Raw genomic sequence first — 14,973 nt, 5'->3', positions numbered from 1 at the left:
CACTCCCCGGCACCGCCCTACTTGTCGATGTCGCCGACCACGAAGAACATCGACCCCAGGATCGCCACCATGTCCGCGACCAGCGTCCCCGGCAGCAGTTCGGTCAGCACCTGGACGTTGTTGAAGGACGCCGAGCGCAGCTTGAGCCGCCACGGCGTCTTGTCGCCGCGCGAGACCAGGTAGTAGCCGTTGATCCCGAGCGGGTTCTCGGTCCACGCGTAGGTGCTGCCCTCGGGCGCCTTGAGCACCTTGGGCAGCCGCTGGTTGACCGGACCGGGCGGCAGCGTGGCGAGCTTGTCGAGGCAGGCGTCGGCGAGGTCCAGCGAGTTGAGGGTCTGCTCCAGCAGGCACTCGAAGCGGGCCAGGCAGTCGCCCTCCTCGCGGGTGACCACGGTGAGCACCTGTCGCAGTTCCTCGGAGCCGTACGCGAGGTACGGCTCGTCGCGGCGCAGGTCGAGGTCGAGGCCGCTGGCCCGGGCGATCGGGCCGCTGACGCCGTAGGCCTCGGCCTGTGCCCGGGTGAGGATGCCGACGCCGGCGGTGCGGGCGCGGAAGATCTCGTTGCCGAGGACGAGGTCCTCGAAGGCCGGCAGCTGCGAGCGCACGGTGGCGACGGCGGTGCGGACCCGGCCGAGCCAGCCGGCCGGCAGGTCCTCCTTGAGGCCGCCGACCCGGTTGAACATGTAGTGCATCCGGCCGCCGGAGGCCTCCTCCAGCACGTGCTGGAGGTCCTCGCGGCCGTTGAAGGCGTGGAAGACCGGGGTGATCCCGCCGAGTTCCAGCGGGTACGAGCCGAGGAACATCAGGTGGTTGAGCACCCGGTTGAGTTCGGCGAGCAGGGTGCGGATCCACACCGCCCGCTCGGGGACCTCCATGCCGAGCATCCGCTCGACGGCCATGACGACGCCGAGTTCGTTGGAGAAGGCGGAGAGCCAGTCGTGCCGGTTGGCCAGCATGATGATCTGCCGGTAGTCCCGGGCCTCGAACAGCTTCTCGGCGCCCCGGTGCATGTAGCCGATCACCGGCTCGGCGCTCACGATGCGCTCGCCGTCGAGCAGCATCCGAAGCCGCAGCACGCCGTGGGTGGCCGGGTGCTGCGGGCCGATGTTGAGCACCATGTCGGTGGTGCCCGCCGCGCCGGTGAAGTTCTCGGCTCCCGCCCCGATGCCGACCGTGGTCTCCCTCATGCCCCCAGAGTCTGCCATCCCGGCAGGGGCGCCAGGCTCTCAGGTTCCGACATCCGGACGGCCTGTACCAGCCACCCGAACCCGCCCAGCCCGCCCGGGTCGGTCAGTTCGGCCCCTTCCCCCGCCCCGCTCAGCGCCCGCAGGTAGCCGGCCGGGTCGCTGGTGGCCAGCGCGAGCGCCGGGCGCCCGCCGCTCACGCCGAGCGCGCGCAGGGCCTCCCGCTGGGTTGTCCACAGGCTGTGGAGAGCGGGCGCGGCGACGGCGTCCAGCGCGACGTGCGCGGTGACGTCGCAGGAGCCGTCCGGCACCGGGGCCACCTCCCGGCCGTCGCGGAAGCCGGCGTACGTGCCGAACGGCGGCCGCCGCCCGGCGGTGTGCCCGTAGTCGACGGCGACGGCCAGGCCGCGCTCCAGCCCGGCCACGGCCCGGGCCCAGGCGGCGTCCCGGGGGCCGCCGAACTCCACCACCTCGCCGGGCTCCGCGACCGGCCACCAGCGGGCGGCCCAGGCCGCGTCGGCCTCCGACACCGGCTCGCCGAGCCGCTGCTCCCCGGTCGCGGTGTCCACCTCGACGTAGCGCAGCACCCCGTCCTCGTCGACCTCGCCGGCGTCCAGCGGGACGTTGTCCAGCCACTCGTTGGCGAACAGCAGCCCGGTCACCCCGCGCGGCGGCTCGTCCGTCCACAGGACTGTGGACGGCAGTCCGGCCGGGCGGTCGGCGATCTCCACGCCGTACGGGCGCAGCCGCGCCAGCACCTGCGCGGGCAGCTCGGCCAGGACGCCGGTGAGCAGTTCGCCCCGCCCGGCCCCCAGGTCGACCAGGGCCAGCTCCTCCGGACGACCGAGGGCCGCGTCAACCTCCAGCAGCAGCCGGGCCACCGCACGGGCGAACCTCGGCGAGGCGTGCACGGAGGTGCGGAAGTGCCCGGCGGGGCCCTCCGGCCTGCGGTAGAAGCCCCGCCCGGGGTCGTACAGGGCCTGTTCCATGGCGGGCGCCCACCGCATCCAAGTCATGGGGTGGGACGCTACCCGGCGCCGGACCGCCCCTCCCCATCGGATCAGGTGCTTCTCCGACCTACGGAGTAGGACGGATCGCCCTACCGGCGGACCTGGGCACACCGGGCGACTGCCTACGCTGGACACGTGCATCGACTCAACGCCTGGCTCCGCCGTCACCCCATGGTGGTCGACGCCGCCTGGGCGTCGATTGTGCTGTTCTTCGGCCTGCTGCCGAACGACGCCTCCCTCGACGAGGGCTGGCGCTTCGACGCCTCGATCCTGGTCGCGGTGCTGCTGCCGCTGCTGATGGTCTTCCGGCGGCGCTACCCCGACTTCACGGTGGCCGCCGCCGCGGGCATCGGGGTCGGCCAGGTGGTCGCGAACGTGTCGCCGGGCGGCTCCTCGATCGCCTACCTGGTCTTCGCCTACACCGGCGCCGCCTTCGGCCAGAAGTGGACCTCCCGGCTGGCCCTGGTGGCCGGCCTGGCCGCCGGGCCGCTGGTGTTCTGGCAGATGAAGCCGGTGAAGACGGTCTTCGACCGGGCGGGCGACGCGCACACCCGCCCGTACACCTTCGGCGAGGCGGCGCTGATCACGCTGCTGATGAGCACGCCGTTCATCCTCTGCTGGGCCTGGGGCCGGCTGACCAGGGTGCGCCGCGCCTACCTGACCGAGCTGGAGGACCGCGCCGCCCGGCTGGAGCGCGAGCGGGACGCCCAGTCCAAGGTGGCGGTCGCCGCCGAGCGGGCCCGGATCGCCCGCGAACTGCACGACGTGGTCGCGCACAACGTCTCGGTGATGATCGTCCAGGCCGACGGCGCCGCGTACGTCCTGGACAACTCCCCGCAGCAGGCGAAGGAGGCGCTCGGCACGATCGCCTCCACCGGCCGCCAGGCACTGGTCGAGATGCGCCGTCTGCTGGGCGTGCTGCGCACCTCCGACACCAAGGCCGAGGAGTACGTGCCGCAGCCGGGCGTCGAGGAGCTGCCGGAGCTGCTGGAGCAGGTCCGCACGGCCGGACTCGACGTGGACTACGCCACCTCCGGGCAGCCGCGCGAGCTGCCGCGCGGCGTCGAGCTGACCGTCTACCGGATCGTCCAGGAGGCGCTCACCAACGTCCGCAAGCACGGCGGCCCCGATGTCCACGCCCGGGTCGCGGTCGACTTCGGCGAGCGCGAACTGGCCGTCCTGGTGGAGGACGACGGGCGCGGCAGCACCCACGAGCAGCTGGTCGCCGGCGGCGTGGACGGTCTCGGCCACGGCCTGATCGGCATGCGCGAGCGCGTCGGCATGGTCAGCGGCAGCCTCGACGTGGGCCCCCGCCCCGGCGGCGGCTTCCGGATCCGCGCCGTCCTGCCGCTCAGGACGGCCCACTAGCCCCTCCGTCCAGCCCCGCCCCCAGCCCCCAGCCCCCGTCCGGTCCTCATCCCCCGTCCGCCGTCCATCCCCCCAAGGAGTCCCACCTTGACCATCCGCGTGATGCTCGTCGACGACCAGGAACTGCTGCGCACCGGCTTCCGGATGATCCTCCAGTCGCAGGGCGACATCGAGATCGCCGCCGAGGCGGGCGACGGCGCGCAGGCCCTGGAGCAGCTGCGGCGCACCGAGGTGGACGTGATCCTGATGGACGTCCGCATGCCGCGGCTGGACGGCGTGCAGGCGACCCGCCGGATCTGCCTGGCCGAGGACGGCAGCCCGCTGCCGAACGCCCCGCACGTGCTCATCCTCACCACCTTCGACCTGGACGAGTACGCCTTCGCCGCGCTCAAGGCCGGCGCCAGCGGCTTCCTGCTCAAGGACGTCCCGCCGACCGAGCTGGTGGCCGCGATCCGCGCGGTGCACGGCGGGGACGCGGTGGTCGCCCCGACCACCACCCGCCGGATGATCGACCGCTTCGCCGAGGTGCTGCCCACTCCGCAGAGCGCGCCCGGCTCGGACGTCCTCGGCCCGCTGACCGAGCGCGAGCGGGAGGTGTTCCTGCTGGTCGCCCAGGGGCTGTCGAACGGCGAGATCGCGGCCCGGCTGGTGCTCTCCGAGGCGACCGTGAAGACCCATGTCGGCCGGATCCTGGCCAAGCTGGGCCTGCGCGACCGGGTCCAGGCCGTGGTGCTGGCGTACGAGGCCGGGCTGATCCGGGCCGGGGCCACCGACTGAGCCGCCGAGGCGTATCCGCTCCGGCGTTCGGGCGCGCCCGTAGACTGGGGCGGTACGTCCGGTACCCGTCGAGTGGACTGGAACGGTCATTCAGGACAAGGCAGGACAAGGGTGGACGTGAATCCGTCCGGCTTCGCCGACTCCGGCGAGTTCGCCCCGCTCGCCGACGGTCTCGGCGACCAGGTCTTCGGTGCTCCCGGCGACCCCGGCAACCGCCCGGCCCGGCTGGCCGTCGGCGTGGTCGGCACCGGCCGGGTCGGGCCCGCGCTGGGCGCGGCGCTGCAGCTCGCCGGGCACACCGTGGTCGCCGCCTCCGGGGTGTCCGCCACCTCCCGCCGCCGCGCCGAGGCGCTGCTGCCGGGCGTGCGGATCGTCACCCCGCCGCAGGTGCTGGCCGCCGCCGACCTGGTGCTGCTGACCGTGCCGGACGACGCGCTGGCCGATCTGGTGACCGGGCTGGCCGCCACCGGCGCGGTCCGCCCCGGACAGCTGCTCGTGCACACCTCCGGCGCGCACGGCGTCGCCGTCCTGGAGCCCGCCACCCGGGCCGGGGCGCTGCCGCTGGCCCTGCACCCGGCAATGACCTTCAGCGGCACCTCGGTGGACCTGGCCCGGCTGGCCGGCTGCCCGTTCGGGGTGACCGCCCCCGAGGAGCTGCGGCCGGTCGCCGAGGCGCTGGTGGTGGAGATGGGCGGCGAGCCCGAGTGGGTGCCCGAGGAGGTCCGCCCGCTCTACCACACCGCCCTCGCCCACGGTGCGAACCACCTGGTCACCCTGGTCGCGCAGGCGATGGACCTGCTGCGCACGGCCGGTGTCGCCGAGCCCGGCCGGATGCTCGGCCCGCTGCTCGGCGCCGCCCTGGACAACAGCCTGCGCTCCGGCGACGCGGCCCTCACCGGCCCGGTCGCCCGGGGCGACTCGGGCACCGTGCGGCGCCACCTGGCGCAGCTCAGTACGGTGTCCCCGGACATCCCGGCGGCCTACCGTGCGATGGCCCGCGCCACCGCGCAGCGGGCGCTCGCCAACGGGACGATCGACGAAACGTCGGCGGCGGCGCTGCTGGACGTACTGAACGAGGAGAAGCGCTAGATGGCACGCGGTAAGCAGTCGAACAAGCCCCAGCGGACGCCCAAGGTCCACCGGGCCGTCGTGACCCGCACCGTGGACGAATTCGAGGCCGCGTTCTGGCCGGACGAGCAGCCGGTGGACAACGCCGTCGTGATGACCATGGGCGCGCTGCACGAGGGCCACGCCGCGCTGATCCGGGCCGCCCGCAAGCAGGTCGGCCGGGACGGCCGGGTCGCGGTGACGGTCTTCGTCAACCCGCTGCAGTTCGGCGCCGGCGAGGACCTGGAGCGCTACCCGCGCAGCCTCGACGAGGACGTGCGGCTGGCCGAGGAGAACGGCGCCGACGTGGTCTTCGCGCCGTCCGTCGAGGAGGTCTACCCGAACGGCGAGCCGCAGGTGCGCATGGCGGCCGGCCCGATGGGCGAGCGCTACGAGGGCGCCACCCGGCCCGGCCACTTCGACGGCGTGCTGACCGTGGTCGCCAAGCTGCTGCACATCACCGACCCGGACTTCGCCTTCTTCGGCGACAAGGACGCCCAGCAGCTGGCGATCATCCGGCGGATGGTCGCCGACCTGGACTTCGACGTGGAGATCGTCGGCGTGCCGACCGTCCGCGAGGAGGACGGCCTGGCGCGGTCCTCGCGCAACCGCTACCTCTCGGAGCAGGAGCGCGCGCAGGCGCTCGCCCTGTCCAAGGCCCTGTTCGCCGGCCGGGACGCCGCCGCGCAGGGCCCGAAGGCCGTCCGCGAGGCCGCCTCGGCCGCCCTGGACGGCGCCGAGGGCATCACCCTGGACTACCTCGCCCTGATCGACCCGCACGACTTCTCGGAGGCGGCGGACGACTTCCAGGGCGAGGCGGTGCTGGCCGTCGCCGCGAAGGTGGGCGCGACCCGCCTGATCGACAACGTCCACGTCATCTGCCGCTAGGCGGACGACCGTCGAGCACGGAATCGTCCGCTGAACCGCTGAACCACCGGCACCACCCCCCTTCCGGCATGCACTCACAGGAGGCGTGACCCGCAATGCTCCGCACCATGCTCAAGTCCAAGATCCACCGGGCCACCGTGACCCAGGCCGACCTGCACTACGTGGGATCCGTCACGGTGGACGAGGACCTGCTCGACGCCGCCGACCTGCTCCCCGGCGAGCTGGTCCACATCGTCGACATCAACAACGGCGCCCGGCTGGAGACGTACACCATCGCCGGCCCGCGCGGCTCCGGCGTGATCGGCATCAACGGCGCCGCCGCCCGGCTGGTCCACCCGGGCGACCTGGTCATCCTCATCGCCTACGGGCAGATGGACACGGCCGAGGCCAAGGGCTACGAGCCGAAGGTCGTCTTCGTGGACGAGCGGAACCGGATCACCGGCCTGGGCGGGGACCCGGCCGAAGCCCAGGAGGGCACCGGACTGCTGCGCGGCGACGCGGCGTACCGTGGCGGCAACGGCGCGGCCGACGCCGCCTCGCGCTGAAGGAGCCACCCACCGATGTCCACGCACCGCCTCACCGCCCCGGCCCCCGGCTGGACCGCCACCACCGACGTGGTCGTGGTCGGTTCCGGGGTCGCCGGCCTCACCGTCGCGCTCAACGTCCGCAAGGCCGGCCTGCGGGCCATGGTGGTCACCAAGGCCGTGCTGGACGAGGGCTCCACCCGCTGGGCCCAGGGCGGCGTCGCGGCCGCCCTGGGCGAGGGGGACACCCCCGAACAGCACCTGGACGACACCCTGGTGGCCGGCGCCGGCGTCTGTGACGAGGAGGCCGTCCGCACCCTGGTCACCGAGGGCCCGGACGCCGTCCGCCGGCTGATCGCCACCGGCGCCCTGTTCGACCGGGGCCAGGACGGCGAGATCCTGCTGACCCGCGAGGGCGGCCACCACCGCCGCCGGATCGTCCACGCGGGCGGGGACGCGACCGGCGCCGAGATATCGCGCGCCCTGGTCGCCGCCGTCCGCACCGACCCGGACATCGAGCTGATCGAGCACGCGCTCGTCCTCGACCTGCTGACCGACGCGGCGGGCCACGCCGCCGGACTGACCCTGCACGTGATGGGCGAGGGCCAGCGCGACGGCGTCGGCGCCGTCCGGGCCCGCGCGGTGGTGCTCGCCACCGGCGGCATGGGCCAGGTCTTCTCCGCCACCACCAACCCGGCGGTCTCCACCGGCGACGGCGTGGCACTGGCCCTGCGGGCCGGCGCCGCCGTCACCGACCTGGAGTTCGTCCAGTTCCACCCCACCGTGCTCTGGCTCGGTCCGGAGGCCGAGGGCCAGCAGCCGCTGGTCTCCGAGGCGGTCCGCGGCGAGGGCGCCCACCTGGTGGACGCGGACGGCGTCCGCTTCATGGTCGGACAGCACGAGCTGGCCGAGCTGGCCCCGCGCGACATCGTCGCCAAGGCGATCACCCGGCGCATGCAGGAGCAGGGCGCCCAGCACATGTTCCTGGACGGGCGGCACTTCGGCGCCGAGATGTGGGAGCAGCGCTTCCCGACCATCCTCGCCTTCTGCCGCGCCAACGGCATCGACCCGGTCACCGAGCCGATCCCGATCGCCCCGGCCGCGCACTTCGCCTCCGGCGGCGTCCGCACCGACCGGCACGGCCGCACCACCGTCCCCGGCCTGTACGCGTGCGGCGAGGTCGCCTGCACCGGCGTGCACGGCGCCAACCGGCTGGCGTCCAACTCGCTGCTGGAGGGCCTGGTCTTCGCCGAGCGGATCGCCGCCGATCTGGCCGGCCGCGACCGGTCCGGCGAGCTGCCCGAGCGCGTGGTGGACGTCGCCGCCGCGCGCGCCGCGCAGCCCGTCCCACTGCCCCCGTCCGAGGCGCGCGCCGAGATCCAGCGGCTGATGTCGCGCGGCGCGGGCATCCTGCGCTCGGCCGCGTCGATGGCCGACACCGCCGCCGGGCTCGCACTCCTCGCCGAACAGGCCTACGCCCACGTCGCCGAGGAGAAGCCGGCCGACCCCCGGGTGGAGACCTGGGAGGCCGCCAACCTGCTGCTGGTCGCCACCGCCCTGGTCGCGGCCGCCGCGCAGCGCGAGGAGACCCGCGGCTGCCACTGGCGCGAGGACTTCCCCGAGCGCGACGACGCCCACTGGCGGCGCCACCTGATCACCACCCTCGCCGCCACCGGCGGTCCCGTCAGCACCCCTGAGGAGCAGTAGAACCATGACCCACTCCCACGAGGAACTCCCCCTGGCCGACCAGGGCGGCTGCGGCGACGGCTGCGCCTGTGGCGACGGCGAGGGCTACGAGACCGGTCTCGACCCGCAGCTGGCCGAGCTGCTGGAGCAGGCCGGGCTGGACCCGGTCGAGGTCGAGGACATCGCCACCCTGGCGCTGGCCGAGGACCTGGCCGGCGGCGAGGACGTCACCTCGGTGGCGACCGTGCCCGCCGACGCCGTCGCCACCGCCGACTTCACCGCCCGCCAGGCCGGCGTGGTGGCCGGTCTGCGGGTCGCCGAGGCGGTCGTCTCGCTGGTCTGCGAGGAGGAGTTCGAGGTCGAGCGGCACGTCGAGGACGGCGACCGGGTCGAGGCCGGCCAGGTGCTGCTCTCGGTGCGCTCGCGCACCCGCGACCTGCTGACCGCCGAGCGCAGCGCGCTCAACCTGCTCTGCCACCTGTCGGGCATCGCCACCGCGACCCGCGCCTGGGCGGACGCCCTGGAGGGCACCGGCGCGGTGGTCCGGGACACCCGCAAGACCACTCCGGGCCTGCGCGCGCTGGAGAAGTTCGCGGTGCGCTGCGGCGGCGGCGCCAACCACCGGATGGCGCTCTCGGACGCCGCGCTGGTGAAGGACAACCACGTGGTCGCGGCCGGCGGCGTGGCCGAGGCCTTCCGGGCCGTCCGGGCCGCGTACCCGGAGCTGCCGGTCGAGGTCGAGGTGGACACCCTGGAGCAGATCACGCCGGTGCTGGAGGCCGGGGCCGACCTGATCCTGCTGGACAACTTCACCGTCGGGCAGCTGAAGGAGGCCGTCGCGCTGGTGGCCGGCCGGGCGAAGCTGGAAGCCTCCGGCGGACTGACCCTGGCCAGCGCGCGCGAGGTCGCCCAGACTGGTGTCGACTACCTGGCCGTGGGCGCGCTCACCCACTCCTCGCCGATCCTGGACATCGGCCTGGACCTGCGCGCCTGACCGTCCGGACCCGCTCGGCCCCGTCCCGACTCGCAGAAAGCGGCCCATGCTCCTCACCATCGACGTCGGCAACACCCAGACCACGCTCGGCCTGTTCGACGGCGAGGAAGTGGTGGAACACTGGCGGATCTCCACCGATCCGCGCCGCACGGCGGATGAACTGGCGGTGCTGCTGCAGGGGTTGATGGGCAACCACACCGCGGTCAAGGAGGCCGCGGTGGAGGGCCTGGCGATCTGCTCGTCCGTCCCCGCCGTGCTCCACGAGCTCCGCGAGGTGACCCGCCGCTACTACGGCGACGTCCCCGCGGTGATCGTGGAGCCCGGCGTGAAGACCGGGGTGCACGTCCTGATGGACAACCCCAAGGAGGTCGGCGCCGACCGGATCGTCAACGCGCTGGCCGCCAACCACCTGTACGGCGGCCCGTGCATCGTGGTCGACTTCGGCACCGCGACCACCTTCGACGCCGTCAACGCGCGCGGCGACTACGTCGGCGGCGCGATCGCCCCCGGCATCGAGATCTCGGTCGAGGCGCTCGGCGTCCGCGGCGCCCAGCTGCGCAAGATCGAGCTGGCCCGCCCGCGCAACGTGATCGGCAAGAACACCGTCGAGGGCATGCAGTCCGGCATCCTCTACGGCTTCGCCGGGCAGGTCGACGGCCTGGTCGAGCGGATGGCCCGGGAGCTCTCCAAGGACCCGGACGACGTCCAGGTGATCGCCACCGGCGGTCTCGCCTCCCTGGTCCTCGGCGAGGCCGCCACCATCGACGTGCACGAGCCCTGGCTGACCCTGATCGGCCTGCGCCTGGTGTACGAGCGCAACCGCCCCGCGAGCTGAGCGGCGCTCAGCGGCCGGGGGTCGGGAGGCCCGGCAGGGCCGACGCGGCCCCCGCCACCGCGTCGGAGGGCAGCAGGGTGGTCAGGCCGGTCGGCGCGGGCGTCGGGACGGTGAGCAGAGTCGTGCCCGGCTGCGGGATCGGGAGCGGTTTGCCCGCCCGCGGGTCCTTCGGGATGGCCGCCACGACCTTCTTCCAGCGCGGGTCCTTCACCACCGCGGCGAGCCCGTCCGGCGTCAGCGGCGGGTCGGTACGGGTGATCGGCGTGCCCTGATCCAGCGGCTTGCGGTTCCACTCCTGGAGCATCAGCTCGTACCCGGTCCCGGACAGCTTGGCGGACCAGGTCTTGGAGCCGGCCGGCTCGCCGCCGCGCGTGCCGGCCTGGTAGATGCGCAGGTGCTCACCGCCCGGGAGGTCGGCCTCGGTGCAGGTGTCGTCCGGGATCGTCGTGGGCGGGCAGGTGGTGTCGCCGACCCGGCGCATGATCCAGAACAGGTACTGGACCGGGCCGTTCCCGTCGTCCAGCACCAGCCGCAGCTGCGGGGTGTCGCTCTCGGTCCCCCGCGCCTCGCCCACCTCCACCGTCCCCGGCGGGAGCAGTTCGGTGAGCATCCGCTGGAACTCCGGGCCGGAGACCGGCGGGCCCACCGCCGCGCCGGAGGAGGCCGGGCCGGCGGACGCCGGGCCGCTCGTCACGGGGCCGGGCCCGGGCAGCAGGCTGCCGATCCCGGCCGCGCCCACCCCGGCCAGGGCCAGCGCGGCGACGCCCGCCACGGTGCCGATCCGCCGCCTGCGGCGCAGCCGGCGCCCGTACGACCAGCCGGTGTCGACCAGCCGGGTGGCCTCGGTGTCGTAGGACCCGCCCGCCCGGCCGAGGGCCTCGGTGAAGGACTGTTCGAACCGCTCGTCGGGCCCGTCGTGCTCAGCGGACATGCTGAACCAACCTCTCTACCAATCGAGTTGACGTGAGTAGTGCACGTGAGTAGTGCGGAGACGCCGCCGTGCCGTGCCGGCCGGCTCAGCGCTCGGCCAGCTCGTCGAGACCGCCGCCGAGCAACGTGCGGATCCGGCCGAGCGCCCGGAAGGACTGGGTCCGGACGGCCCCCGGGGTGAGCTGGAGGATCGCCGCGGTCTCCTCGACGCTGCGGTCCTCCCAGTAGCGCAGGACCAGCACCGCGCGGTCACGCGGCGCGAGCCGGCCGAGCGCGTCCACCAGGGCCAGCCGCAGTTCCGGGTCGCCCTGCGGGGCCTCGCCGTCCGGCACCGCGTCGACCGGCCGCTCGCCGCTGGAGCGGCGGCCGCGGTGCGAGAGGAAGACCCGCACCAGCACGGTGTGCGCGTACCCGGCCGGGTTGTCGATCCGACGCTTGGCCCCGAACGGGAAGGTGCGGTGCCACTGGACGTAGATCCGCCCGAACGCCTCCTGCACCAGGTCCTCGGCGAGGTGGGTGTCCCCGCCGGCGAGCAGGCAGGCCGACCGGTAGAGCGGTCTGGCGCGGGCGGCCGCGAAGGCCTGGAAGTCCTCGTCCCGCCGCCCGCCCCGGGACGCCTTCCCCTGACCGTCCGGTTGCATCCTGCCCGGCCCCCTCGCTCGTTCTCCCCTGACATCTGGATGACCAGCTGGCCCCCGGATGGCGTTACAGGTGGCGACGAAAGGTTTTTTCACCAGGCCGAACATGGGTGGTTCGGCGCGACGTTACCGACAAATCGGATATTCCTCACGTAGTGTCAGCCCATGCCTACGCCACACGGATCGCGCGGCGGTATGGCCTTCAGCGCCGACGAAGTCCGCGTGTTGCGCCGAGCCCTCGCCCAAGCCCTGCACCCCGCCGTCCCCGTCCACCTCCGGCCCGACCGGCCGGCCCTCGCCGGGCCGGGCGCCGAACTCTGGGCGGAGGACGTCCAGGACGCCCTGCGCCTGACCGAGGCGATCGACGAGGCCGTCCAGGAGGGCGGCCGACTGCGCGCCTTCCTGCTCGCCGACCTCGGACGCTACCGCTCCGCCCTGCCCGGCAGCGCCCCCGGCTACCTGGAACGGCTGGAGGACGCGGTGTCCGACGGGTACCTGCCCGGGCCCGAGGACCTCACCGCGCTGCGCGGGCTGAGCCGCCAGCCCTGCGGCCAGGGCGAGCGGGCCCGCCGCTCCCGGCTGGCCGGGCGCTGCCACGCGCTGGCCGAGGCCGCCGTCCGCGAACGGCTCGCCCTCCACACCGGGCAGCCCCGCCACCTGGTGGCCGTACCGAGCCCCGCCGCACCGCCGCACAGTCACCCCACCCCCGTAGGAGGACGGACCACCATGAGCAGCACCGAGTCCCGCCCGGAGCAGCCCGCCGCCGCGAAGACCCCGCCCCGTCCGCACCGGATGCCCACCCCCGCCGAGCTGTTCGGCCGCCGCCCCAAGCCCCCGGCCCGGCCCGTCCCGCCCGCCGACCTGTCCCCCGAGGAGACCGAGGACGTCGAACTCGCCACCGGCACCGGCTGAACCGGCCCGTCCGCCGAACGGAGGGGAGACCGCCACCGCGGTCTCCCCTCCGTTCGTGCGCCGGCCCTCCGCCGGCAGGCCGCTCCATCGCCCGCAGGCCGGTCCATGTGTCGACAATGCCGTGATCCCGCCGGCCGCCGTCGATCACGTCTTCATAACCTTCACCCCGATGACCAGGCCGTTCGATCCCGTCCTGGGCGAATTGGCCACGGATCAACCGGGTTGACGACTGTTCAACAATCCCTAGGGTGCGGAGCCTCACCACTCCAACACGGGGGATTCACATGCTTTCGACTCGCACGCGCCGGATCCTCGGCGCGGGCACGGCCACGATCGTGGCCGCCCTGGCCGCCGGCACCGCGGCCGTCCCGGCGCACGCCGCCGGCACCCAGCTCCGGATCTTCCCGACCGGCACGATCCAGATCTCGACCCAGCCGGCCCCTCAGCCCCAGTTCGGCGAGAACATCCACCTGCGGATCGGCCGGTCCGGCACCGACGTCGTGACCGGCGCCAAGCTCGCGTTCGACACCACCGGCATCGACGGGCTGGCCACGCTCAGCGTCCCGGGCTGCGCCACCGCGGGCAAGGTGATCACCTGCGACATCTGGCGCCTCGACCTGGAGAACATCAACATCACCAGCCACCCGTGGCTGAGCGCCGTCGCGGGCGTCCGCCCCGGCTCCACCGGCACCGTCCACGCCACCCTCAGCGCCCCCGGCGCCGAGACCGCCGAGGCCGACATCCAGGTGGAGATCGGCGGTGCCGGCTTCCGCACCAAGGAGCCCTCGGAGCAGCGTGACGTCAAGGTCGGCAGCACGCTCCCGTCGACTCTCGCCTTCGCCAACCACGGCGAGGTCGCGGCCCGGCGGGCGGTCGTCGAGGTCTACCTGACCCCGGGCCTCGACGTGGCCACCTGGCCCTCCAACTGCGAGTACGCGAAGGACAAGGGCGACTGGGCGGGCCACGGTTTCGGTTCCCCGATGCCCACCGTGCACGGCATCTGCACCATCGACGGCGAGATCGCCCCCGGCCAGGCCGTCAAGCTGAACGGCCTCGACCTCACCGTGGGCGCGGACGCCCGCTACGCCTTCGCCGACTACGCCGTCTTCCCCGACGAGGGAGCGAGCGGCAGCAGCGCTGCGGACCTGCGCCGGCGGATGTCGTTCCAGCGCGGCACCGGCGCTCCCGCCGTGCTGGTGCCGACCTCCGGCGAGGGGATCCCGGACGGCCTCGACATGAACGCCTACTCCACCGAGCAGGAGGTCCTCGCCGACAACTACGCCGACTTCGCGGTGAACGGCTCCTGGGCACCGGACGCCTCCGGCACCACCGGCACCTTCACCCTCGGCGCCGTCAGCGGCGGCCCGGCCTCGATCATGGACCGCAGCGGCGGCGAGAGCGCGCCCGAACTCCAGGTGCAGTTCCCGGAGGGGGTCACCGTCACCGGCCTGCCGTCGACCTGCCAGCCGTACGACTACGTCCTCGGCCAGAAGTCCGACAAGCCGCTCAACAAGTTCAACTGCGAGGGGCTGGGCGGGTTCTTCATCCCGGCCGGCGCCACCAACTCCCACAAGCTGACCCTCTCGGTCCCCGCGGGCACCGACGAGCTCACCGCGACGGTCTCGCTGCAGAACATGGCGAGCTCCTACGAGCCGGGCCACCCCAGCGCCGTCATGAGCTGGGACCGCAACCCCGCCAACGACCTGCTGAAGGTCGCCCTGCGGGCCACCCCGGCCACCACCCCCGGCACCGGCGGCACCCCCGCCCCGACCCCGACCGGGACGCCCACCACCGCGCCTGTCACCGACCCCTCCCCCGCGCCGACCACCGCCGTCGTCCCGGCCGGCCTCAGCGACAAGGACTCCGCGAGCCCCGTCCGGGAGACCGGCACGGGCACCGGCGGTACCGGCGGCACCGGCACCGGCGGCTCCGGGAGCGTCCGGGCCTCCGACGGCCCGCTGGCCGCCACCGGCAGCTCCGCCGCCCTGCCGCTGGCCGCGACGAGCGCCGCCGCCGTGGTGCTCGGCGCCGCCGGTCTGGTCACCGCCCGCCGGCTCCGGACCCGCCGCAACGGCTGACCCGACCGGTCCGTTCCCCGGGGGAGGCCGCCGTCACGGCCT

At 74.1% G+C, this 14,973-nt stretch carries 14 protein-coding genes; 10 read left to right on the top strand and 4 right to left on the bottom strand.

Translation table 11 applies throughout. The features are described 5' to 3' along the window. Positions 1–17: 17 nt before the first annotated feature. Positions 18–1,187: an NADH-quinone oxidoreductase subunit D gene (locus ACFVUY_RS03225; protein ID WP_387726975.1), complete on the bottom strand. Its 1,170-nt coding sequence runs from the start codon at positions 1,185–1,187 to the stop codon at positions 18–20. Then, complete coding sequence (locus tag ACFVUY_RS03220) at positions 1,184–2,200, bottom strand: SAM-dependent methyltransferase (RefSeq protein WP_387726973.1); 1,017 nt, start codon at positions 2,198–2,200, stop codon at positions 1,184–1,186. Before ACFVUY_RS03220 ends, ACFVUY_RS03225 begins: the two co-directional genes overlap by 4 nt. Positions 2,201–2,365: 165 nt before the next feature. Between ACFVUY_RS03220 and ACFVUY_RS03215 the strand changes: the two genes are divergently transcribed. From ACFVUY_RS03215 to ACFVUY_RS03180, 8 genes are all read left to right on the top strand, one after another. After that, positions 2,366–3,562 (top strand): sensor histidine kinase, encoded by a 1,197-nt coding sequence (locus ACFVUY_RS03215; protein ID WP_387686362.1) that lies wholly within the window; start codon positions 2,366–2,368, stop codon positions 3,560–3,562. 87 nt (positions 3,563–3,649) lie between these two features. Then, positions 3,650–4,339 carry a response regulator transcription factor gene (locus ACFVUY_RS03210; RefSeq protein WP_359910511.1) on the top strand — a complete coding sequence of 230 codons (690 nt, stop codon included), beginning with the start codon at positions 3,650–3,652 and terminating at the stop codon, positions 4,337–4,339. A 111-nt stretch (positions 4,340–4,450) separates the two neighbouring features. Further along, the gene (locus ACFVUY_RS03205) at positions 4,451–5,428 is read left to right on the top strand and encodes a DUF2520 domain-containing protein (protein ID WP_359910508.1); all 978 of its coding nucleotides are present in this window, start codon (positions 4,451–4,453) and stop codon (positions 5,426–5,428) included. Continuing rightward, positions 5,429–6,334: a pantoate--beta-alanine ligase gene (panC, locus tag ACFVUY_RS03200; RefSeq protein ID WP_387726971.1), complete on the top strand. Its 906-nt coding sequence runs from the start codon at positions 5,429–5,431 to the stop codon at positions 6,332–6,334. It begins immediately after the preceding gene. Between the two features lie 95 nt (positions 6,335–6,429). Further along, the gene (gene panD, locus ACFVUY_RS03195) at positions 6,430–6,879 is read left to right on the top strand and encodes an aspartate 1-decarboxylase (RefSeq protein WP_387686024.1); all 450 of its coding nucleotides are present in this window, start codon (positions 6,430–6,432) and stop codon (positions 6,877–6,879) included. 15 nt (positions 6,880–6,894) lie between these two features. After that, positions 6,895–8,565 (top strand): L-aspartate oxidase, encoded by a 1,671-nt coding sequence (locus tag ACFVUY_RS03190; RefSeq protein ID WP_387686022.1) that lies wholly within the window; start codon positions 6,895–6,897, stop codon positions 8,563–8,565. A 4-nt stretch (positions 8,566–8,569) separates the two neighbouring features. Beyond that, positions 8,570–9,538, top strand: coding sequence for a carboxylating nicotinate-nucleotide diphosphorylase (nadC, locus tag ACFVUY_RS03185; protein WP_387686020.1), 969 nt, complete (start codon positions 8,570–8,572; stop codon positions 9,536–9,538). A gap of 46 nt (positions 9,539–9,584) precedes the next feature. Continuing rightward, entirely contained in the window at positions 9,585–10,373 is a 789-nt protein-coding gene (locus tag ACFVUY_RS03180) for a type III pantothenate kinase (RefSeq protein ID WP_387686018.1), read from the top strand. A gap of 7 nt (positions 10,374–10,380) precedes the next feature. Here the strand turns inward: ACFVUY_RS03180 and ACFVUY_RS03175 are convergent, their stop codons facing one another. Next, complete coding sequence (locus ACFVUY_RS03175; protein WP_387726969.1) at positions 10,381–11,304, bottom strand: hypothetical protein; 924 nt, start codon at positions 11,302–11,304, stop codon at positions 10,381–10,383. Between the two features lie 85 nt (positions 11,305–11,389). Then, positions 11,390–11,944 (bottom strand): SigE family RNA polymerase sigma factor, encoded by a 555-nt coding sequence (locus tag ACFVUY_RS03170; RefSeq protein WP_387686014.1) that lies wholly within the window; start codon positions 11,942–11,944, stop codon positions 11,390–11,392. Positions 11,945–12,106: 162 nt separating this feature from the next. On the opposite strand from ACFVUY_RS03170, the gene ACFVUY_RS03165 reads away from it, so the two are divergent. Beyond that, complete coding sequence (locus tag ACFVUY_RS03165) at positions 12,107–12,853, top strand: hypothetical protein (RefSeq protein ID WP_387686012.1); 747 nt, start codon at positions 12,107–12,109, stop codon at positions 12,851–12,853. 284 nt (positions 12,854–13,137) lie between these two features. Continuing rightward, a complete protein-coding gene (locus tag ACFVUY_RS03160; protein ID WP_387726967.1) occupies positions 13,138–14,931 on the top strand; it encodes a hypothetical protein in 1,794 nt (597 codons plus the stop codon). Positions 14,932–14,973 lie beyond the last annotated feature (42 nt).

The organism is Kitasatospora sp. NPDC058063 (genome assembly GCF_042885395.1).
In the GTDB taxonomy this organism is placed as follows: Bacteria; Actinomycetota; Actinomycetes; order Streptomycetales; family Streptomycetaceae; genus Kitasatospora; species Kitasatospora lactacystinica.
The sequence above is the reverse complement of the archived record's forward strand: the minus strand, read 5'-3'. Positions and strand labels throughout refer to the sequence as shown.